Here is a 24719-nt window from a genome sequence, read left to right on the forward strand (position 1 = left end):
CCATTGATTCCTCAATAACAAAGAAAAAAAATCTATTACTGTATTGATCTCTTATATAAAATCAATCCACCTTATATCCAATATATATTATAATATTCAATCTACAGATCATAGAAAATATGCATCCATCTATACGGATTTTTAAGATTAAACTCCTAGCGGTAGAAGAATAAATTCAAGTATTATATTTTCAGATCATAAAATTAAAATTTCATCCTACTTGATTTAAACCTAAATAAGGTATATATTTTACTGTCTCACTATTCTATAATACATATTCAATATTAAATTCAAATGAATAACTTATTCATAACAGTAATAACCTTTTAATTGTTTTAAATTCCGACAAAATATTTTGTGTAACTTGAATACAATACTTAGATAGCCATATTTTAATAATAAAAGAATAATTTTCTATCTACATGAATTATATAAATTAATTCTATCTTATAAAAATAAAAACATGCCTATTTCCTATCTAATATACAACTAGTAGTATACTTATCTTTTAAATATTCTGTGCATTCAACATTTTTTACTATAATCATTATCTTATGATATCATATAGTCAATAGCATTGATCTATATTAAAATATATGAAAGATCTTCTAGATCTGATGTACACTAATCATGTTTACATGATACTAACAGGTTAATTGTCCTCTATATAGATCCACACTTATTTAACAGATCAGTATAAATTAGAATAATATATAAAATTCTCTTCAATTAGATCCTAATATAAAATATTCATACCATGCACTATGGCATCTAGTATACATTAGAATTCCCTACCCAATTTAATTTCTGATATGGGATCCAGTATTTATTATATATTAATCAGTGATCTTATATCATTAATGAATAGTAGAAGAGATTACCTAATATATTCTTTTTTTTTTAATTTTTATTGTTTACAATCAAATATTTTGTAATCTAAAAATTTTCATAAATGATGAAAGGTGAAAGTAATTTAATTTAATCTATATAACTTAATCTATTATATTTAAGAAAATGATATTTATTAAACCAATATTATTAACTACTTTCACCATCTGTATTAGATATTACATGGTTTCTATTATATTAACATCAGTATTTCGTGATTATACTCATTCACCATATATCATTCTCTAACATAAAGAACAGATAGTATCTATCTCTAATTTTATTATCTCAATTATTATAATAATCTCTCTTTTTATATCATATGTTAGACTATGTTGAAGTACCCAGTCTCATAACACTTCTATAATTTATTTTTATTGCAAACCTATCAATAATTAACAGAATTAATTTTATTATGACTCGATAAACTTAAAACCTTTTCTTAAAAGATAAGATTGTAAAATATCTTTAATATTGCAAAAGCCAATCTCTTACACACAGTATTAGATTTTATTAATTATTGGAAATAAATACTATTCTAGATAAACTAGAATCTATTTCTATTTTTATTAGAGAAGAAGAAATATAAATGACCTCAAGTCATATCGAATATAGATCATTCCTATTTCTATCTCTAAATAACAATATAGAATCACCCTCTTGTACAGAGGAGTAATATTTAATATTCAAACATAGCTGAAATGGATTCTTCATTGCTAATACGACGAATGGCTTCAGCTAGCATACCTGATAAAGTAAGTGTTCGTACAGTAGGTAAAGCTTTAATCGCCATAGGTAAAGGAATCGTATCACAGACTATCACTTCATCAATTACTGAATTCTGAAGATTCTTTACTGCATTACCCGAAAAAATAGGATGAGTAGTGTAAGCTAAAACACGCTTTGCTTCCTGATATTTTAAAGCTTCTGCTGCTTTACATAAAGTGCCACCAGTATCGATCATATCATCAACTATTACACAATCACGACCTGCTACATCACCAATAATATTCATAACCTGTGATACATTAGCACGCGGACGACGTTTATCAATAATTGCCATATCTGTATCATATAGCAATTTAGCGATAGCACGCGCACGAACTACACCTCCTATATCTGGAGAAACAACGATGGGATTTTCTAATCCAATTTTTAGCATATCTTCTAAAAGCACTCGACTTCCAAAAACATTATCAACTGGAACATCAAAAAAACCCTGAATTTGTTCCGCATGAAGATCTACAGTTAAAACTCGATCTACACCAACACTAGAAAGAAAATCTGCTACCACTTTAGCAGTAATAGGGACGCGAGAAGAACGAACGCGACGATCTTGACGAGCATAGCCAAAATAAGGAATAACAGCAGTAATACGACCAGCAGAAGCACGACGTAAAGCATCAATCATAACAACTAATTCCATTAAATTATCGTTAGTTGGTGCGCAAGTAGACTGAATGATGAAGATATCACCACCACGGACATTTTCATTAATTTGTACACTTACTTCACCATCGCTAAAACGACCGACTGCAGCGTCACATAGACTAGTATGAAGATGATTAGCAATACGTCGTGCTAACTCTGGGATAGCGTTACCAGCAAATAACTTCATATTAGACACAAGTAGAACCTCGAGGTTAACGCTTAGCAAATGATAATTTCGAAACAACATAATAGTTAAAAAAGATATAGTTTTCTATAAAATCCTAACTTAAATAAAAATATCTTTGATATTACAATCATGTCAATGAAAGTTATCTAATACGAGAATTCTCTTAATATAGAGAACATGTGAAATTAGAATATATTCTTTTTATTGCACTTACTTCTTATAATATAAAATCATTAAAACTACACTAAAATAGTAAAACTCATCCTAATAAAATTAACCAACTATACTACTCATAAAAGAATGCAAAGGAGAAACATTCACACCACGTGCAACAAATCCATTCCACTGCTTTGGCATACGATCTAATACATTAAAAGCAGCTTGCTGAGTGTTAAATTCTGAAAAAACACAAGAACCAGTGCCTGTCATATGTGGTGTTGAATACAACAATAACCAGGACATAACCTTTTCAACCTCGTAATATTGCTTTCTTACAATGCCTTCACAGTCGTTATGAAAAGGATTTAATAATAAATCTTTTATATGACGACGAGACGTATCTCTCGGTAAATCAGGATCACTAAAAATCTGAAAAGAGGTAATACCAACACTTGGATCAATCACTATATACCATTTTTCATCTAGTATAAGTGGTAGTAATCGATCACCAATACCCTCAGCAAATGATGTAAGACCCCATATAAAAACTGGTACATCAGCGCCAAGTTTCAAGCCTAAAAATGCTAAATATTTTAAGCTAAACCCAGTACCCCATAAATAGTTAAGTGCTATTAACACCGTAGCCGCATTTGATGATCCACCCCCTAACCCTCCGCCAATAGGAATGCGCTTTTCTATAGAAAAAGTGGCTCCAACTTTAGTAGATAAAGTTCCATATATTTCTGCGTGTATAAGTAAGAGTTTTGCAGCACGCATTATAAGATTGTTTTCCTCTGTAGTACCATCTACAGGAGTTAGTAGTTGAAGTGTTCCGCTGTGATTAATTTCAATAGATATTGTATCCCCATAATCAAGAAACTGAAATAATGTCTGAATATGATGGTATCCATCTTGACGACGACCAGTAATATAAAGAAATAAATTAAGTTTTGCCGGAGAAGGCCATGTAATCATTACTATTATTCTTTAACTATATATAGATAAAATAATAGACTGCTTACCTTGATGTAACTCAATCTTAGAAGGTAGCGAAGGTAGACTTGGTACACTATGATACGCTAAATATAAAATACGCCATATTTTACCGTTTTCACTGAAGTTAAGCTGACGTAAATGGTATTGTTCATCAATTGTAAAAGTAGTAATATTTCCTGGCAAACCCATAATCCACTGATGAATATTTTCTAATGGAAAACTCATGCCTGTCATCCTGAAAAGAGCTTCTTCAATATTACTGTCATTAGGACAATGTCTTAGTTTACATATAAATTGTGTTGATTGATCCTCTTGATTGATTTGAAAAATAGTAAAACCTAATGGATTAGTCAATAGAAGTCGATAATGACCAGGTAACTTCTGATACCAATTAAAATAAGCATAACCTTTCTTTTTACCAGAAAACCAGGACAATACACCACGAATTTGATACTGAGTTATATTTTTTATAATCTTTTGATTCTGCTTCCACTGAAGAGGCATTGGTGTTAATCTATTTTCGTGAATTTGTTCATGGAAGGAACAAGCTGATAACATATTTCCTAGAAAGAAAATACTCCAAAAAAAACGATAGTTCAGTAAAAACATAATGATGTCACACCCCTACATAATATGTAACCATCTAATTCCTTTGATACTAAGCATAAATTATGAAATAATTCTTCTTTCTTCTAACGATCTATAATCTCTTATCATAAAGATGATATGTTAGTTTTATATATCCTTATAACAATACTTAATATACAAGTAATTGAATTTTATTCTTCATCAAAATGTTTACTACTCTCTGAAGCATTTCTAAACAATTGATAGCTTCAGTAAATTTTCTAGCCTAATAGATTGTTCATTTATCTATATTAATGAATAAATATATTTACTAAAAGATAGAAATAATATTATGTGACTCTTAATCAATATATATTTATTAAATAATTAATATTCTAGTCTACCAGACTAGTTTTTTTCTAAAAAAATAAATTCTATATGAAGAGAAAGATATGAATGAATCATCAAATTCTATCTTATTTTAAAATATGTGATTAAATCATACACTGACTATTTTAAGGTAATCTGATACAAAATCAGTAAAAGATAAAATTATACCTAGAAGATTCTCTTAAATCAATAAAAGTATAGATTTATGAGTAAATCTAGGATAATAAAAGTAATTATACAAAATTAGCATTGAATATGATTCAATCCATGAAAAAGATAGCTACTCAATTCATATCAAGAAATTATAAATAATAAATTCAAAATGGTATCATAAATAATGATTCTGAATGCTGTATACTATACTTTATAAAAAGAAAAACGATCAATTTATAAAATTATCACTATAGATTAAAATTAGATCACTGTCTATGTGATGTCGATCTAACTATAAATAGAATAACTATTAGCTATAAGTCATGGTGATCGATATCACGAAATAAAAATAAAATAATCGGTTATTTTTACCTCCAAGTAAACAATATCTAATCAGGATTCTTGATCTATCAACTAAACGTATTATGTCGCTGTAAAAAATATTTTTTAATATAATTTTATATAAAGTAATTATTTAAATTAAAAGATCATCTCATGCAACCAGAACAGAATATAATTTCAGATCGGACTGAACTATTGTTACTAAAAACAAGAAGTCAACAACAAGTATGATCTACCATTCAAAAAAAACACAAGAATTCTACCAACATAAAATTACGTTCTTTCCAACAACTAAAATCATATTAGATAACCAATCTTGAAGAAAGTAAAATACAGGGTCCGTTTAAAAATAAACAAAAGATAATAATACTGACTAGATCACAAGTCAAAATTAAAGTAACATTGATAAACTTTCAGCATTGAAAGAAAAAATATTCGTATCTTACTCAGCAGATCTTAACTCATTTATATCCAATCTAGTATAACAAGAACACTATCAGACATGACTACATAAAGATCAAAAAATTATAATATGTTACAAAGTTATAATTTTCAATATAGTTAAAACTAATCTCTCACACAGTAAGTTCTTCAAAAAAGAATCAATTATTAAAAAATTTGTCTTTAATTCTCTTACAATACTTTATCACCTTAAAAGGATAAAATAATATACATGCATCCTTCTATTGTCACTAAACTAGAAATATTGCAGGAACGCTATATAGAGGTTAAATTGATGCTTGATGATATCAGAATCATTGATAATCAAGAGCGTTTCCGTATTTTATCACATGAATATACTCAGTTAACAAATGTTATCCAGTGTTTTAGTCAATGGAAGAAGAGTCAGGAAGATATTAGAAATGCTGAAAGAATGCTCGACGATTCTGACTTACATGAACTAGCACAAGAAGAGTTACAGATATCACGAACTTTTAGCAAAACCATAGAGCAACATCTACAAGATCTTCTGTTACCAAAAGACCCTAATGATAAACGAAATTGTTATTTAGAAATACGAGCTGGCACTGGTGGTGATGAAGCAGCAATTTTTTCTGGTAACTTATTCCGTATGTATAGCCGATATGCTGATTCTAAATACTGGACTGTGGAAATAATGAGCTCCCATGAAGGTGAGCTAGGTGGATATAAAGAAATAGTGGCTAAAATTATTGGTCATGGGGCTTATGGCCGACTTAAATTTGAATCAGGAGGTCATAGAGTACAACGTGTACCAGAAACCGAATCACAAGGGCGCATCCATACGTCAGCCTGTACCGTAGCAGTCATGCCTGATCTTCCAAAAAAAGAATTACCAGTTATCAATCCATCTCATCTGAAAATTGATACTTTTCGATCTTCTGGAGCAGGTGGGCAACATGTAAATACTACTGATTCAGCAATCCGTATTACTCATATTCCTAGCGGAATAGTAGTGGAATGTCAGGACGAACGTTCTCAACATAAAAATAAAGCTAAAGCATTAGCAGTACTCAGTTTAAGAATTAGAGAAGCTGAAAAAACTCGAAGTCGCCAAGAAACATCATCAGAAAGACGGAATCTCATTGGGAGTGGTGATCGATCTGACCGTAATCGAACCTATAATTTTCCACAAGGACGTATTACAGACCACCGTATTCATCTAAGCATCTATCGTCTAGATGAAGCCATGGATGGTAAACTAGATGTATTAATTGACCCTCTAATTCAGGAGCATCAAGCAGATCAACTAGCTTCTCTTTCTGAGCAAGATTCATGAAAATAAGTCACTGGATAGATACTGCTATGGCGCAACTTATTAATAGCACTAGCCCAAAACTTGATGCTGAAATACTTTTATCCATGGTCATAAAAAAACCCCGTTCCTGGATTATTGCATTTGATGACAGCTTACTAACTACCCCTTCTTTAAGAAAACTAAAAAAATTACTCCAACAACGTGCTATCGGAACTCCTATATCTTATCTTACAGGAGAGCGTGAATTTTGGTCTATGACTTTTAACGTCACACCTAATGTTCTAATTCCTCGAGCAGATAGCGAAATACTAGTAGAAAAAGCTTTAACTCTAATTCCTTTGAACAAAGCGTGCTCAATCCTAGATCTTGGAACTGGATGCGGAGCAATAGCAATAGCTATTGCTAGCGAACGCGAGGATTGTCAAGTACTTGGAATTGATAATAGTATTGCTGCCATAAAAGTAGCAAAACAAAATGCAATTAGTTTAGGATATACTAATGTATCTTTTATACCTGGAAACTGGTTTTCTACTATAGGAAAGCGACAGTTTTATATTATTGTTAGCAATCCACCTTATATTAATATATCTGATGAACATCTACTAAAAGAGGATATTCGTTTCGAACCAATGAGCGCATTAATTTCTAGTGATAACGGTCTAGCTGATATTAAATGTATCGTTAAACAAGCAAAATATTATTTAATATCTGGGGGATGGTTACTGATAGAGCATGGATGGAAGCAAGCTGAATATGTACGAACCATTCTAGAAGGCAATGGGTTTTGTCAAGTTCAAACCTCTCAAGATTATAGCGGTAATGATCGTATAACTTTTGGTCTTCTTTATTGACTCCATCCCTTTGGTTTTTCGTATATCCAGATCAATTTGACTATTTCATCGATTCTAATTGCTTAATAAATTCTAAGAAAATCAATATGAAACATTAATCTTGATTCTTATTATCTAACATCTGAGGAAACATATTTTCTCGCTGTAATCCTATTTTTAAAGATAAAGAGGAAGAGACGTAAACTGATGAAATAGTACCAATAATAATACCGATAATCATTGTTAATGAAAAACCTTTTAACAAAGAACCACCAAAAATAAACAGAACCCCAGCCATTACTAATGTAATTAATGAAGTAATAATAGTCCGAATTAAGGTTTGTGTTAAAGAAAGATTAATGATGTAATATGGTATAAATGAAAACATTGTAAAAAAATTCTCACGGATACGATCTGAAACTACAATCTTATCATTAAGAGAGTACCCGATAACAGATAGAAGAGAAGCTATAATTGTTAAGTCAATTTCTATTTTAAAAATCGATAAAAGACCTATAGTAATCACTATATCATGTATTAACGCTAAAACCACTCCTAATGAGAGTTTCCAAGAAAAACGATAAGAAATATAAATAAAAATCGCTATCCAAGCTGAGAAAAGCGCTATACCTGCATCTCGCGGTAAGTTTTCACCTACACGCGGACCTATAACTTCAATACGTGTAACGATAACGTTTTGCCCTATTGAGTTATTAATCGTACTTACTACTTTAGAACTCAGTGTAGTTCCTTCAAAATCTTCTTTTGGTGCTATTTGTATTATAAGGTCATATAAGCTCTCTAGATTTTGGACTTTATGCTGACCCAAACCAATCTTCTTCAAATTATAGCGAACTAAATCCAAATCAACTGGTCTCTCTAGTTTTAGCTCAATTACTGTTCCACCAGTAAAATCTAGCCCCCAATTAAATCCACGAATACTAACAATACTTATTGAGACTATTAATAAAATTATCGAACATAGAAATACCACTTTATTCCAACGCATAAAGTCAATAACTTTTTTCCCACAATGCATATCTAAAGAACTTCGTACTTGTGCCACTAATTCTCCTTACTTCTTATATAGATAACTTATTTATACGTTTTCCACCATATATAAGATTAATTATAGCACGGGTACCAATAATAGCAGTTAACATAGAAGTAGCTATACCAACTGCAGTTGTCACTGCAAATCCTTTAATAGAACCAGTACCTACTGTATACAAAACAATTACCTTAATTAATGTAGTTATATTTGCGTCGATTATACTAGAAAACGCCCTTTTATAACCCTCATGGATTGCCCTCTGTACAGAACGTCCATTCTGTAATTCTTCCTTAATGCGCTCATTAATAAGTACATTAGCATCAACTGCTACTACTAAAGTTAGAACAATACCAGCAATACCTGGCATTGTTAATGTTACTCCAGGTAACAAAGACATAGTCCCAATAATCAACACTAGATTTGCTAACAATGCTAAAGTAGCCACTAAACCGAATAATTTATATCGTAAGACCATAAATAAAATAGAAACTAAGACCCCCCATAAACAAGCTTTTAATCCCTGAGAAATATTTTTAGCCACCATAGTCGGACCAATAATACGTTCTTCTACAATCTGTATTGGTGCAATAAATACTCCTGAACGCAATAAAAGAGCAAGATGGTGAGCTTCTTTTTGATTATGAATTCCACTAATACGAAAGTTAGACCCCAACTGTGACTGAATATAAGCCACATTAATGATCTCATCACACTTTTCTAAAATCATGTGACCACGAGAATCCTTCTTACCACTATTCTTATATTCAATAAATAAAGTTGCCATCGCTTGACCAATATGATCTCTAGTAAAGCTAGACATAATATTACCACCTTTTCTGTCTAAAGAAATGTTAACTTGAGTCTGATTATATTCATCAATACTAGTAGTAGAATTAATAATATGATCACCAGTCAAGATGACGCTCTTGTTTAGAACAAACGCCCTTCCATCTCTTGTATATTTAACTTCTGAATCTTTAGGTAAAGTAATGTCAACAGCACTATGAGTGTCCACTAAACGAAACTCTAGCGTTGCCATAGAACTAAGAATCTCTTTGGCGCGTGCAGAATCTTGCATGCCTGGTAACTCTACAATAATAAAAGAATTACCCTGTCGCTGAATGATAGCTTCTGTTAATCCTAATTGAGTAATCCGATTACGTAATATATTGATATTCTGTTCTATTGCATATTCACGTGCTAAACGCATGCTTTCGTCATTAACTGCAACAGTTAAAGTATTGTAAGAACTGTTCTTAATAATTACATCATGATAATTAGAAAGAATATCTCTTCTTACTTTATCTCGAGTTTTTTGATCTAAAAAACGTACTTGTAAACTAAATAAGTCACTTTTACTTAATTCAAGATAAGGAATTTTTTTTTCATGCAAATCACTGCGTAAATTATCAAAATTCTCCTGTTGTAATTTAGATAAAGAACTATCTATATTCACTTCCATGAGAAAATGAATACCACCACGAAGATCTAAACCGAGCTTCATTGGCTCTGCACATAAAGCTGATAACCAAAATGGAGTTGCTGGAGCAAGATTTAATGCTACAATATAGTTCTTACCAATAGATTTTTTAATTGCTTCACAAGCCTCTAGCTGCAAGCTGGTATTAGGAAGACGCACTAAAACAGAACCATTTTGCCAAGTAATAGATTTACTTTCAATATGATCTTTTTGTAGAATATTCTTAATTTGAACGAATGCATTCTCATTAGTAATACTTCCATGTAAACCAGTAATTTGGATAGATGGATCCTCGCCATAAAGATTAGGTAATGCATACAAACAACCAAAAAATAATATAATCAATAAAATTAGATATTTCCATAAAGGATAACGATTCAGCACAGTAGTTCCCTTTAAATAACATAATAATATGTGACTAAAAATTTTTATATCATGAAGTACAAAAAAATTCAGTGCATTTCAGTTATTTTTTATACTTTACCCGACCAGATACAGTTTTATTCTCTAAAAGAATTAGATCCATTTCTTATTTTATCTAATCTCTTCTAAAACAATATTAAAAATAGTTTTCTAAATAAAATAAAAAATAACTACTTAAATTACTAAATGATTCTCACTATCTAACTAAAAGACTATAATAGTAATATAAATAATCAAATTTTTATGATAAATAATCTAACTAGCTATATATAAATATTCTCTAATTAAGGTCAAATACGTTATATAACCTTATAGAGCGCAATTTTATATTGAATTATTTATTCTCTATTTTAGATCTCAATATAATTGAATTATAGAATATGAACCTAATTTCATACATCCTAAACCAATAATAATTACTATACTATCAAGATTACGATATTAATTAAAATATTTAGTCTTATACTAAAAATCTTTAGATAATTACTTACATCTCTCAAGTCAATATGATATATTATTCTTTATTTATCATATAAAAGGACTTTTTATTACTATTAACATCGTAATAGTTATTAGATCAATTATAATTATCCTTCATTTTTATATTACAAATATTTAATATCTTTTAGATTGATCCTGTGATACAAAAGAAAATATCAGAAATACTTGAAAATTAACTTTTGTTAATTTATTTTATCTAGTCTATAAACTTTACTACCTTGCTCTTAATATGAATCATCTTTCAAAGACATAAATTACAAACTATGTAATCAAAATATATCCATAACTTAATATAGATAAAAATATACTGAACTATTTTTATAATATTATTTTTTCTATGAATCTTAAAACTTTATCAAATCAAGATGCATTTATTGTAATGAAAATAAAATAATTCTTTTCCAAACATGGACAATACATATTATTTTGTATATTTTATCTCTTCTGTACAGATAATACGAATATCTTAGTATAAAATCTTGTATTAAGTACAATAACATTTCACATAAAATTAAAATATATATAGATAGAAATACTACGTTAGTTGCATAAATATTGATAACACATCAATTATAGAACTATTCGTAATCATTGAATATTGTATTTTACTTAAAGTAAAATATTAAAATATATATCTTTCAATAAAGATCTTACGATCCATCATCACAAATATATCATTTTTTATAAACTAATAAAAATATGAAATAAATATTTATGTATAATAGCTGGCATCTGTAAACTACATTTAATTTTATTACAGTTATTATTTTCTTTAATTTAAATAAAATTTATCTTCATTATATACAACTGATTTTTTATAAAATGCATTCACAAATTGATCCAATACACCTTGTTCAATAGCCTGACGTAAATTTAACATTAAACACTGATAATAATGTAAGTTATGAATGGTATTCAAACGAGCACCCAGCATTTCCTTACAGCGATCCAAGTGATGCAAATAAGCACGGCTATAATGAAGACAAGTATAACAATTACATTCATCGTCAAGCGATGCTGTATCCTCTTTATATTTTTTATTACGAATTTTTATTATTCCATCTGAAACAAATAGATATCCATTACGGGCATTACGTGTGGGAATTACACAATCAAACATATCAATACCACAACAAACACCTGCTATTAAATCTTCTGGTGTACCAATACCCATCAAATAACGCGGCTTATCTTGTGATAATTGTCGACAAACATGTTTTAAAATCTTGTGCATATATTGCTTTGGTTCTCCAACAGCTAAACCACCTATAGCGTACCCATCAAAACCTATTTCCAATAATCCTTGAATTGACATATCTCGTAAATCAGTGTAAATTCCACCCTGAATGATACCAAATAATGAGTTTTTATTTCCTAAAGAATCAAACCGATCACGACTTCGTTTTGCCCACCTCAATGATCTTTTCACTGCATGTTCAGTATCAGTCCAAACGGAAGGATATGGCATACACTCATCAAAAATCATTACAATGTCAGAACCAAGTTCATATTGAATTTCCATTGATCTCTCTGAATCAAGAAAAACTGTATGACCATTAATTGGATTACGAAAAAATACCCCCTCTTCACTAATAGTATTAGTAGATCCCAAACTAAATACTTGAAATCCACCTGAATCCGTCAGAATAGGACTATACCATTTCATAAAACCATGAAGATCACCATGCCTTTTAATAATCTCGGTTCCTGGACGCAACGATAAATGAAAAGTATTACTAATGATCATTTGAGAACCTGTGCTTTTTAATTCTTCTGGACTTATTCCTTTAACTGAGCCATAAGTACCGACAGGCATAAATACTGGAGTATCTACTACACCGCGATCAAAAATTAAACGACCACGTCTAGCGTATCCATCAGTAGCATCTAATACAAACTTCACAACTCCTCCATAGAGATAATGGCCTTCTTATTTATATAGACGTATATATTTATACATAAAAGCTTTTATTATTTTATAAACATATATCTATAATATGAGAGTGTTCCTCTGAATGTCTTGTATAGAGGACTATATTACTAATATAAGAAAGATTCTCAACAAACTATAATCAAGCTATAACTTGAAGAATCATTTTTACTCTGATTCGGATAAAAACTGAATAAAGAGAAACTTTCTTTACTAAAAATTCTTACTCAAGAAAAACATATTAAGTTATGAAAACAAATATTTATGTAAAACTATTATGCAATTAAACTACTCTATATTAATATATATACTAATTCATCTTAGAATACCATTCATGCAATTAATACTTTGCTCTAAAATTGCTCAATAAACAGTTGGTTCGCATCTGAAGATACGAAAAATTCTTCATAAAATCGGAATAAATTATTAATTTATACTTGATCGATCTTAAATAAAATACGATATATATATCGTATTTTTATACTTGTATCTATAAATAATAATCACTCTATAATATGACTATGATATATAGAAACAATTTACTACTTTATCTTTCTTTAATTGTAAATTAATATCATATAACTCTAACGGTTAGAGTCAATTTATGAAAAAAATTAACAATAATTGTGATTGGTTTGAAAACATATTTTTACTTTTATTTATATGTCTAATGATTGGAATATGTTTATGGATACTCCAACCTTTTCTTGTTGGATTTACCTGGGCTAGCATAGTAGTAATTGCAACTTGGCCTTTTATGATTAAAATTCAACGTTTTCTATATGGAAAAAGATCATTAGCAGTTATTACAATGACATTGTTATTAATTTTAATTTTTATAATTCCTCTTGTACTTTTAGTGAACAGCTTAATTGAAAATACTGGAATAGCAATTAATTGGCTCAATCATAGACATATACAATTTCCTCAATTATTGTTCTTGAAGAATTCGCCATTAGTGGGAAAAAAACTTTACATAATCTATCACTATTTAATTGATGGTGGTTCAGCTATTCTAATTAATCAAATACAACCTTATATTGGTCGTACTACTAGTTTTGTCTTCACTCAAGCCGGTCATCTTGGTAAATTTGTGATAGATCTAGGATTAATGCTTCTCTTTATTATACCACTTTACTGGCATGGGGAAAAGATTAGTCAAGGAATACGTCATTTAATTTTTCGATTAGCATATCATCGTGGTGATAAAACTGTAATGTTTTCCGTACAAGCTATTCGAGCTGTAGCCCTAGGTGTAGTAGTAACTGCATTAATACAAGGAATACTCGGTGGTATTGGGTTAAGTATATCTGGTATTCCTTTTTCCTCCATGCTCACTATTTTAATGATTCTATCGTGTTTAATCCAATTAGGACCACTAATTATTTTAGTACCAGCGGTGATTTGGCTATACTGTATAGATGATACAACAGGAGGCACAATTTTGCTAATCTGGAGCTGTTTAGTAGGCATTGTAGATAATACCTTGAGGCCTTTTTTAATTAAAAAAAGAGCAGATCTCCCAATAACTCTGATCTTTTTTGGTATAATAGGAGGCTTATTATCTTTTGGGGTAATTGGTTTATTTATTGGACCAGTAGTTCTAGCAATCTCTTATCGATTTGTTTGCTCATGGGTGGAAGAAATTCCTTCACCTCCACCTTACAGGTAATTAGTAATGATTCTATAGATCGATAAATTAATAATAAATAAATATAATAAGTAATAATGTCTATATTAAAATTAACTAAAAAAATGAAACATGATATCAATGTGATATAATGTGGCCTATCCATTACAATAAACCAATATAATAGAATTAGTGGTTAAATTGAAAGAAATTTTAAAATTCAATCTAAAGAAATATTTCAATTAACTCAGATAATTCGCTTCCATAGAGAAAGACATAATAAAATATTATAATATAGATATAAGAGAATTTTAAAAAATTATCAATCTTATCACCATAAGATATGCGTATAGACTACGTAAAATCGATCTTATATATATAATCACTCTTAAATTTCCGATTGCCAATCCTATCATTATTTTATGATATGCTATACATTCCTGTATGTTTATGCTTCTATGATAGATAGATTATCTTAATAATTAATAATTAATATGTATAGGTTTACTTAGTGACAGATACTTTTACATTTTAAAAAATAAACATTATACATTTTAAAGATCAACTTGCTCTTTTAAAAAAGGAAGTTGATCTAAGTGTAATAAATACGCGCACTTCGTTAATTTTAACAAATTCACATATCAATTTTCATATAATACATTAAGTAATCTATGATCATCTATCATATAGTTCAGTTAAAAATTACATCTCCTGCTAATTTTCATAACATAAAACTTATATAAACAAAGAATATACTTAATATTAACTAATAGTATGGATTTTATTAATCAATAACATTGAATGCAATGCAGAAATGATAAAAATAAAAATAAGTCAATACAGCATAGAAACATCAACGATTAATTTAGTATTATATAAAAATAATAAAAAATATATATTAATGTATATCATATAACGTCACATCAATATCTATTCCTTAATACATGAATACCTATATAGGTTCTATTGTAAAATGGATGATATCAATGATTTTGAATCTAAATCGTGATAACTCGATTAAGACTCAATAAAATAAACTATGAAAAATTATGATAATATTAGAGACAAGAAATTTTATCGACTGATAGCAGATCCAGTCGATAAAACATATAAATCAGATGAAATAATAGCATTCATTCATGATAATCTATCTCTACTAACATCTATGGTATCAACAGTCTTTATCCTTTGAAATAACATCGTAACCAATGTAGCTAACACCCCACTAAAAATAATCGAAACAATTAGATCAATTGGCCAATGCATTCCAAAAATAAGGCGGCTACCCATAACAGCTAAAGCCCACATTGTAACTATGAATACAGTATAATAACAACGTCGCGGCCAGAGCACACCTATCCCGATTAAAGACCACGTTGAAGCAAACATAGTATGACCAGAAGGAAAAGAAAAACTATTTGTATGAGACCAATGCTCAATCAACCATAGTGGAACTTTTTTTGGATCTAATGAAGATCTAAAAACTTTATCTTGCAATAAAAAATCTGTTTCTTTAATAGTATAAGGCATCTTTGTGGCGTAGTTTTCCAAGATCCATAATCTATAAGGACGTAGCTCCTTCGTTTGTTCCTTAATAAAATCCTTAATACCTTCTCCAACTAGCAAAGATAAAATCAAAATAGAAATAAAAAATATAGTCGATTTACAAGAGCAACGAATGCAATAAGCAAACCAACTACATAAAATAATACTTGTCCAAACTATCCAGGGGTAGTTTATACTTTCAGTAATTCCAAACATCAATAAATGGCCCCATCCTGTATCAGTAGGTTTCCATTTCCATCCAGATAATATCACCAATAAAGGCATTAACAATAGTAATGACGAACCTATTGTTATTCGTTTTAAGGTATCTAACATATTTAACCTATCCTCATTAGGAACATTCAAATACCGAAAATTAATCATTAATAAGATTATTCATTATTTAGATCAGATTGCATTATTAAAATAATTAGTATAGAATATCATATTGTTTTTACATTTTCTACGAAATATTATTTATTTTATCAATATAGCGATCTTTAAAAAATAAAGTTAAAAATTTATATTTTATAATAAAACTAGACAAGTTAAATAGTAGAAAAATTCTAATATAAAAATTTTTATTTTATATTTATCCAATTGTGTCTTTAACTATAAATAATATAATATAACGAAGAAAATTATGCATATGGAATATAATAAGCATTATTAATAATTGATCATTATATAATTATAACAACACGAACACCTCGACTATTAAGAGTAATATTTAATATATTAAAAGATAAATATATTCTATGACGCTAAAATAATAATAAAATTAGTCTGATAAACTAAATGTTTTCTAATTCAACTAGAAAAATAAATTAAGAAAATTATTTAATATCCTTAAAATAAAACTAAACATTAAAATTCTATATATCATATTCATAGCATCGTAAAAGAATGAATAGAATATCAGACTAGTATATAATGGTACTGTACCGATAATGAATGAAGAACTATGTACTAAATATTAAATTCATTGCAGACAAAAAATTTTTTTCTTCACATAGAAATATATTAAAAAATTAAAGATATACAGAGATTTACAATGTTTTCATAAAAAAGAAAACTTATCACTCTTCAATTATTAACCTTTATAAAAATAAGACATGAATAATACGGGTGATAATATAAATCAAACTTCTTAGAATATAGTGATCGGGGTACTGATAATCTCCATAAAAATAAAAATAGTAAGCTATCTCTTATTTATTGATAGAGCAATTTCTAAAAATTAGAAACTATTACAACTAAATAATATTTACTATTTAACTTATTTACAAGTTAAATATTATTGACCAAGATTACTCTATCATAAGGACAATCATCCTCATTTATATGATAACTGACCATCTAATGGTATTTTCGAAGACTAAACAATATCTATATTCTGTTACAGAATTGTTTATTAAACAAATATACACATCAAAAAATCTCATTTATTTAATAAATCCACATAATATTTATATTTTATGGGGATTAAAATGAAACTTCAACGAGTAGCGGAAGCTAATCTACCTACTCCCTTTGGAGATTGCCGAATAGTTGGTTTTGAGGAACTGGATACAAAAAGAGATCATATCTCCTTAATATTTGGTGATATTTCTAAGGATCAGCCTGTTTTAGCCCGTATACACTCAGAATGCCTTACCGGAGATGCGTTATTTAGTTTACGTTGTGACTGTGGTTTTCAACTTGAAGAGGCGATAGTGCAGATATCTAAACAAAATTCTGGAATCCTTCTTTACCATCGGCAAGAAGGGAGAAATATTGGTCTTATAAATAAAATACGTGCTTATGCCTTACAAGATATAGGGTATGACACAGTTGAAGCCAATCATAAATTAGGGTTCGAAGCAGATCAGCGTGACTTTACTATCTGTACAGATATGTTGAAACTTCTTGGTGTTCATCAAATTCGGTTACTAACCAACAATCCAGAAAAAGTCAAAATGCTCAAAGAGACTGGTATAGATATTATTGAGCGTGTACCTCTAATTGTTGGACGTAATCCTAATAATACAAATTATTTAAATACTAAAGCCCAAAAACTAGGACATCTCTTTTCGAAATAAATTAACTATCTTACTTTCTTTAAAAAAGAATATTGATCTTATTCTCGTTCTATTAAAATCTTAAAATTATTTTTATCGTAAATATCAATATACTTTAATAACGATCTATAGATAACTATATTTTATAGATTCCAATCTTTAAGAAATGTATCTCCATTTATATCGAATCTATTATACAATATTATTGTATATATTAGAATACAGGATGCCATTTACTCACTTTGGATACGTTATGTTACAGTAACATACTTAATTAAAATTATCCTTACTTATAAATAATATCATCTTGATGATATGATAAATACTATCTCTAATAAAGTGATCAATAACCATTATAATAATAAAAGACTACAATATAATTGTATCTTTTTATAAAAATAAAATAGTCTCCTTTTTATACAGATCAGCTACTATCTAAGCACTTAAATATTGCATATGAAATTAATATTGATTAAATTAAATATAAAATTGATCTTATTTCTATTTTCTATAAAAATTACTTAAAATAATTTATTCATAAATGAAATGTAATTTTTTATTAAACAAGATTTATTAGAATAGTGTATTTATATTATAAAGATAATTGAGATATAAATATTGATTGATAGATCAATATGGATCTATATATCAATAAATAATAAAACTTATAATAAATATTATATGTTGTTAAAACAAAAAGATCACTTAACAAAAAATAAAATAATTCACTATCATAGTTATGGTACCGCTATGTACAAAAAATAATATACAGATATCATAGATAAAAAATAATAATAGATACAACACATAAGATTCTATCTATTAGAGATAATTTTAATTTATCTACTAAACGATATACTACAAACTTTAACATATATTTACTTACACTAAATACTGATTCTATATCTTTTAACAAAATCATGACTTAAAATGTTTCTATCCCACCAATAAAAAGATTTAAATAACCTTTAAATAAAAAATTGAAATAACCAATGATGAACTATGTCATATTAAACAATCACCTTACGAACATTATAAAAATGTCAACCTAACTTTGCTTATAATGAACATATAGCCAATTGCTTCTATCCAGTGAAAAACTAAGAAGACAGATCAATAGACTCAAAGCAACAGTATCTTAAGAATAATCAATCAATATATAATAACGATAATCTAGATCTATGATTAATAAATGTCTATTCTAGGAATTATAATCTATACTTTCATGATAACTATTATCATATCAATCCAACTATCATATCAATCCAACACGACCAGTGTAGACATATCAGATATAATTATTACAATCTTTATAACCATTTACTAATTACTAACACCTAACTGATTTCATATTTTATAGATCTTTAACTTTTACTCCAAAAATCTAAACAACTGCATCACATTAAGAAAATTAAAAAACTCCGAAGCAAATATAATCAAGTTATCAAAAACATAGAAACAGGATTAGATAACGATATCTTGAACACTTACTTGATAATAAACCCAATAAATCTTTAATACAATATGTTAACGTCAAATTACTATATATCTATATCATCTATATGTAATAGAAAAATCATATAATAGCTTAATCACGAATATAACTATAACAATCTTTAGATTATAATGAGGAATCAGTAATTATTTTATCCCTTACTATTATTATGTAGACCAACCATATTTTCTGCTGATTAAAAGTTAACTTAACACAATAAAAAGAAGATTAGCGAAGTCTTAGAGACTGAAAGAAAAAACAGACTATTATACAATAATTTTACAATCATAATAAAAAGCAATGATAATTCTAAATCTAGATTAGAAAAGAGATAAAACTTGATGACAGGTACAAGAATCATGCTCAATATGAAGAAAAAAAACAGATGGATACAATTAACAATTCATGGGTTTTTTATCATTTTAATAATTATAACTATATATGGCTGTTGGCTTGATAGAAAAATTAGAAATCGGATTGATGGAAAAGTATGGCAACTGCCAGCCACAGTTTATGGACGAATAGCAACCCTTCATCCACATGCTCTCTATTCTAAAAAAGAAATTATCACGCTTTTGGAAAACACTCAATATCGCCAAGTCACAAATATTATGTCTGCCGGCGAGTTTACTGTAAAAGATAAAAGTATTGAAATGATTCGTCGACCTTTTAACTTTCCAGACAAAAAGGAGATGAAAATACATGTTCTCCTGAACTTTAAGAATAACTATTTAAATGAAATTAAAAATTTTGAAAATGGACGAGTTTTTGGATTTTTTCGTCTAGATCCACGTTTAATTACTTTACTACAATCACCAAACGGTGAACAACGCTTATTTGTAGAACGAACAGGATTTCCAGATCTTCTAGTTAAAGCTCTAATAACCACTGAAGATCGTCACTTCTATCAACACTATGGAATACATTTTACCTCAATTGGACGCGCCTTACTAATAAATCTTATGGCAGGACACGCAGTGCAAGGAGGGAGTACTCTTACTCAACAACTTGTTAAAAACTTATTTCTAACTAATCAACGCTCTCTATGGCGTAAGATTAATGAAGCCTATATGGCTATTATTTTAGAAGCACGCTATAAAAAGGATCGAATCCTAGAACTATATCTAAATGAAGTATATCTAGGCCAAGCTGGAAGCGATCAGCTGCGAGGCTTTCCAATAGCAAGTTTATATTATTTTGGTCGACCAGTAAATGAACTAAGTCTAGATCAACAAATACTTCTAGTAGGAATGGTTAAGGGTGCTTCACTATATAATCCTTGGCGTAATCCGGAACTTACATTGGAACGCCGTAACTTACTATTACGTTTATTAGAACATAGAGACATAATAGATCAAGAGGTATATGAACTATTAAGCTCACGTCCTTTAGGTGTCCACCCTAAAGGAGGAGTAATCACCCCACAACCAGCATTTATGCAAATGGTTCGCCATGAAATACAGGCCAATCTAGGAAATAATATTTATGATCTATCTGGAGTAAAAATCTTTACTACACTTGATCCTGTCTCTCAAAATGCAGTTGAAAAATCAGTAGAAAAAGAAATCGCGTTCCTTAGAAAAAGACAAGGTCTACAAGATCTAGAAACCGCAATGATAGTTGTAGACCGTTTTAGCGGTGAAATACGAGCTATGGTTGGAGGGAGTGATCCACAATTTGCGGGATATAATCGAGCATTACAAGCAAGAAGATCAATAGGATCGCTTGCAAAACCAGCAGTTTATTTAACTGCTTTATGCCAACCTGATCTATATGGGCTTAATACATGGATTTCTGATCAACCACTAGCTCTAAAACAAGAAAATGGCAAACTCTGGAAACCAAAAAATGACTCAGGATATTTTAGTGATCGTGTTATGCTCATTGATGCTCTCACTCACTCACTAAACGTTCCTACAGTAACTCTTGGAATGAAACTTGGTCTTTCATCCATCATAGACACGTGGGATCGACTTGGCGCTCCAATCAGTCAATTGAAACCAATTCCTTCTATACTTCTAGGAGCGCTAAACTTAACACCATTTGAAGTAGCGCAAACATTCCAGACTATTGCAAGTGGTGGAAATCGCGCACCGTTATCATCGCTACGCTCAGTAATTTCTGCAGATGGCAATATTCTTTACCAAAGCTTTCCGCAATCAAAACAGACGATACCAAGTCAGGCATCTTATTTAACATTGTATGCAATCCAGCAAGTTGTCGAACGCGGGACAGCAATGACATTAGGTATTAAATACCCTAACGCTCAACTAGCAGGAAAAACTGGTACCACAAATAATTTAGTAGATAGCTGGTTTGTAGGTATTGATGGTAAAGCAGTTACAATTACATGGATTGGACGTGATAACAACCAACCAACTTATCTATACGGTGAAAATGGTGCAATGCAGTTGTACCAACGTTATTTAGAATATCAAGAACCTATTCCCCTTAAATTAAATCTACCCAACCATATTAAATTAATGAATATTAATTTTTCAGGAACTTGGATATGTAATAATAATAAAACATGGCGCGTCCTCCCTATATGGACTGAAAAGGAAACCTCTCTTTGCCAGAAAAACCAAGAAGTGAAAAAAACAAAAACCATAACTAACCACAAAATGGTACATTGGTTTAAAAATATATGGAAAAAAATGATAAATATTTCTAAATAAAAATCTTATACAATAATAATAAATCTAATATGTTTATTATCATTCCTAGACTAATATTACAGAAGGCATTATATAGTGTTCACTATAATTAATAATACAAACTATATTAGAAGTAGTTTCAACCCCATTTAAATAGCGGAGACTACTTATAGTGATCTTACCATATTATTTAATTTTATATAACCTTACTATATCTTTCAACTATTAAATATACTAAACAGTATACAGTAAAAACTCTTATGTAATATATTAAGTATCTCATCAATATACATCCTACCCAGATAAAATATTATATTTTATTTAAAATAGTAAATAATTATCAAAAAATTTATATAAAATTAAATAGGAATATTTAATAAACTCTATGTAAATTATTGAATTTATACTAGTGAGAAAGAAATCTTCAATCGATTTTTTTATAACATAAATTAATTTTATATATTATTTATTATTTATAGTATATCGTATATACGATACCCATTATTATGCAAATAATGTCCACTTATATTAAGAAAAACAATTTAAACTATAATTTTAATCTTTTAAATAAAATTTAATAATCTTCATATAAAAAGAAACTGCTTAGTTCTACTGTCTTATAGACATATTTTATAAATTTTAGAATAAAACTATGACAAGTTTCCTATTCTACTATCTTGTTTGAAATCACTATAACTTGATGTATTCAAAAAATATTGCATAAAATAAAAACTAAGTAATATAACAAAAAATAATTATCTCAATTAGAATAAATAAATAATTATATAGATATAATTACTAAAACTTTTATATTTAAAATAAAGTAATATATGATTATAATCACTAATTCAGTTGTTTTAAAAAAATTAACAATATATGTATAGTAAACAACTCATATTCAAGAAAATTTTAAAAGATATATCTAACTATAGATGATAGATGGAACAATTAATTAAGTAATATAGAACATTATAACAATCATTTAATTCTACTATGAAATATTCAAATATACGATATAGATTTCAGAGAATCAAAATATAAATACTCAATCTATTAATTGAATAATCAATTAAATAATAATACTACATGAATTGACTATATTAAAATTCATAAAATTGTTATTAATAAATTACATTACAATATAGATATTTTAGCATATTCTAATTTTTTACAAAAAAATAATTATAATTATATTAATATAACTAAAATCTTGTTGATAATATAAAATATTATAATATAACTTAACTAAGTAATATTGATTGATAAGTATTAATTGAATAAGTAAAAACCATAAAACAAATGCATTGATATGATAACTTCTTTAGGTAAGAAAATAGTTATTTTAATAATTATTATTGCTTAAAAAATAGAAAAAAGATGCATTAATTCCAATATATAAATAAAAAGGTATTTATAAAGTAAATTAGTAATAATAACACAAGACTAGTATGACTCATAAAGATAACAACCTGACTTTATAGACTTTCTACCTATAAACATAAATCATTAATAAAAAACTTCATAGGATATATGTAAAAACTGACTTAATTATAAAATTAAAATTCACACTCTAGATCAAAATAAATCAACTATAAATTAATATAGATATCACAATATAAGAATTGAATCATCTTATTTAAAATACTAATCTAATTAACTAATACAATCAATTTAATAGTGCAATAAGTCTATATCTCTTGAAGATATAGACTTCTACAAGTCTTATTTCTATATTAATATTAAAATCATATAAATAGATTACGACTTATATCTCTGGCATAAAGAAAAAGATTTATCAACATAATATAACTCTCTGTATCAATAACAGTATAAATTCTTATTTTAAAATTTATTAATTGAGTATATTTTTATGTAAAAACGCTAAACAAACAAATAATATAATCTAGATTGGTTTTCAGAATTAACAGATTACCTTTTTATGATGAGTGATTACCATCCACAAATGAAAAATAAAGCGATTATCATCATAATAATGCTACTCATAAAAATACAATAATTTTATACATCAACATGAATTAGAAATAATTATAAACTAAAGATTTATAAATAAATAAAAATAGAGATATTTAAACAATCCATCATGAGATATTAGTGATCAAAATAATTATTTTCATAGTAAGTAAAACAGTCATCAAGATTAAAATCACACCTCCTACATCAAAAATGATTTATACTATCAGTTATCAAAACTTGATATCAGATCTGTATTATTTTTATAAATAATTAATTAAATATATTCCGT

The 24719-nt window shown here is 28.2% G+C and carries 11 protein-coding genes and 1 pseudogene; 5 read left to right on the forward strand and 7 right to left on the reverse strand.

Annotated elements, in window-relative coordinates:
• Positions 1 to 1567: 1567 nt before the first annotated feature.
• The 3 genes from ERCIPICE3303_RS01940 to lolB form a co-directional block, all read right to left on the reverse strand.
• The gene (locus tag ERCIPICE3303_RS01940) at positions 1568 to 2515 is read right to left on the reverse strand and encodes a ribose-phosphate pyrophosphokinase (protein ID WP_157991050.1); all 948 of its coding nucleotides are present in this window, start codon (positions 2513 to 2515) and stop codon (positions 1568 to 1570) included.
• Between the two features lie 264 nt (positions 2516 to 2779).
• A complete protein-coding gene (ispE, locus tag ERCIPICE3303_RS01945) occupies positions 2780 to 3640 on the reverse strand; it encodes a 4-(cytidine 5'-diphospho)-2-C-methyl-D-erythritol kinase (protein ID WP_157991051.1) in 861 nt (286 codons plus the stop codon).
• Between the two features lie 12 nt (positions 3641 to 3652).
• The gene (lolB, locus tag ERCIPICE3303_RS01950; RefSeq protein ID WP_157991052.1) at positions 3653 to 4270 is read right to left on the reverse strand and encodes a lipoprotein insertase outer membrane protein LolB; all 618 of its coding nucleotides are present in this window, start codon (positions 4268 to 4270) and stop codon (positions 3653 to 3655) included.
• Between the two features lie 1516 nt (positions 4271 to 5786).
• On the opposite strand from lolB, the gene prfA reads away from it, so the two are divergent.
• Together prfA and prmC are read left to right on the forward strand one after the other, a co-directional pair.
• Complete coding sequence (gene prfA, locus ERCIPICE3303_RS01955; protein WP_157991053.1) at positions 5787 to 6872, forward strand: peptide chain release factor 1; 1086 nt, start codon at positions 5787 to 5789, stop codon at positions 6870 to 6872.
• Entirely contained in the window at positions 6869 to 7702 is an 834-nt protein-coding gene (gene prmC, locus ERCIPICE3303_RS01960; RefSeq protein ID WP_157991054.1) for a peptide chain release factor N(5)-glutamine methyltransferase, read from the forward strand. The genes prfA and prmC overlap by 4 nt, the downstream gene beginning before the upstream one ends.
• A gap of 94 nt (positions 7703 to 7796) precedes the next feature.
• Here the strand turns inward: prmC and secF are convergent, their stop codons facing one another.
• The 3 genes from secF to tgt form a co-directional block, all read right to left on the reverse strand.
• On the reverse strand, positions 7797 to 8747 hold the full coding sequence (secF, locus tag ERCIPICE3303_RS01965) for a protein translocase subunit SecF (RefSeq protein WP_416046611.1): 951 nt from the start codon (positions 8745 to 8747) through the stop codon (positions 7797 to 7799).
• Between the two features lie 16 nt (positions 8748 to 8763).
• A complete protein-coding gene (gene secD / locus ERCIPICE3303_RS01970) occupies positions 8764 to 10599 on the reverse strand; it encodes a protein translocase subunit SecD (protein WP_157991055.1) in 1836 nt (611 codons plus the stop codon).
• Positions 10600 to 11911: 1312 nt separating this feature from the next.
• The gene (gene tgt, locus ERCIPICE3303_RS01975) at positions 11912 to 13042 is read right to left on the reverse strand and encodes a tRNA guanosine(34) transglycosylase Tgt (RefSeq protein WP_157991056.1); all 1131 of its coding nucleotides are present in this window, start codon (positions 13040 to 13042) and stop codon (positions 11912 to 11914) included.
• 631 nt (positions 13043 to 13673) lie between these two features.
• Between tgt and ydiK the strand changes: the two genes are divergently transcribed.
• A complete protein-coding gene (ydiK, locus tag ERCIPICE3303_RS01980) occupies positions 13674 to 14741 on the forward strand; it encodes an AI-2E family transporter YdiK (protein WP_157991057.1) in 1068 nt (355 codons plus the stop codon).
• Between the two features lie 1095 nt (positions 14742 to 15836).
• On the opposite strand, the gene ERCIPICE3303_RS01985 is transcribed toward ydiK, so the two are convergent.
• Positions 15837 to 16580, reverse strand: coding sequence for a phosphatase PAP2 family protein (locus ERCIPICE3303_RS01985; protein ID WP_157991058.1), 744 nt, complete (start codon positions 16578 to 16580; stop codon positions 15837 to 15839).
• Between the two features lie 1154 nt (positions 16581 to 17734).
• On the opposite strand from ERCIPICE3303_RS01985, the gene ribA reads away from it, so the two are divergent.
• The gene (gene ribA, locus ERCIPICE3303_RS01990; RefSeq protein WP_157991059.1) at positions 17735 to 18325 is read left to right on the forward strand and encodes a GTP cyclohydrolase II; all 591 of its coding nucleotides are present in this window, start codon (positions 17735 to 17737) and stop codon (positions 18323 to 18325) included.
• A 1851-nt stretch (positions 18326 to 20176) separates the two neighbouring features.
• Positions 20177 to 22477, forward strand: a pseudogene (gene mrcB / locus ERCIPICE3303_RS01995) (bifunctional glycosyl transferase/transpeptidase); the annotation flags it as partial.
• Positions 22478 to 24719: the final 2242 nt, after the last annotated feature.

It is taken from the genome of Candidatus Erwinia haradaeae (genome assembly GCF_900699015.1).
Taxonomy (GTDB): domain Bacteria; phylum Pseudomonadota; class Gammaproteobacteria; order Enterobacterales; family Enterobacteriaceae; genus Erwinia_E; species Erwinia_E haradaeae_E.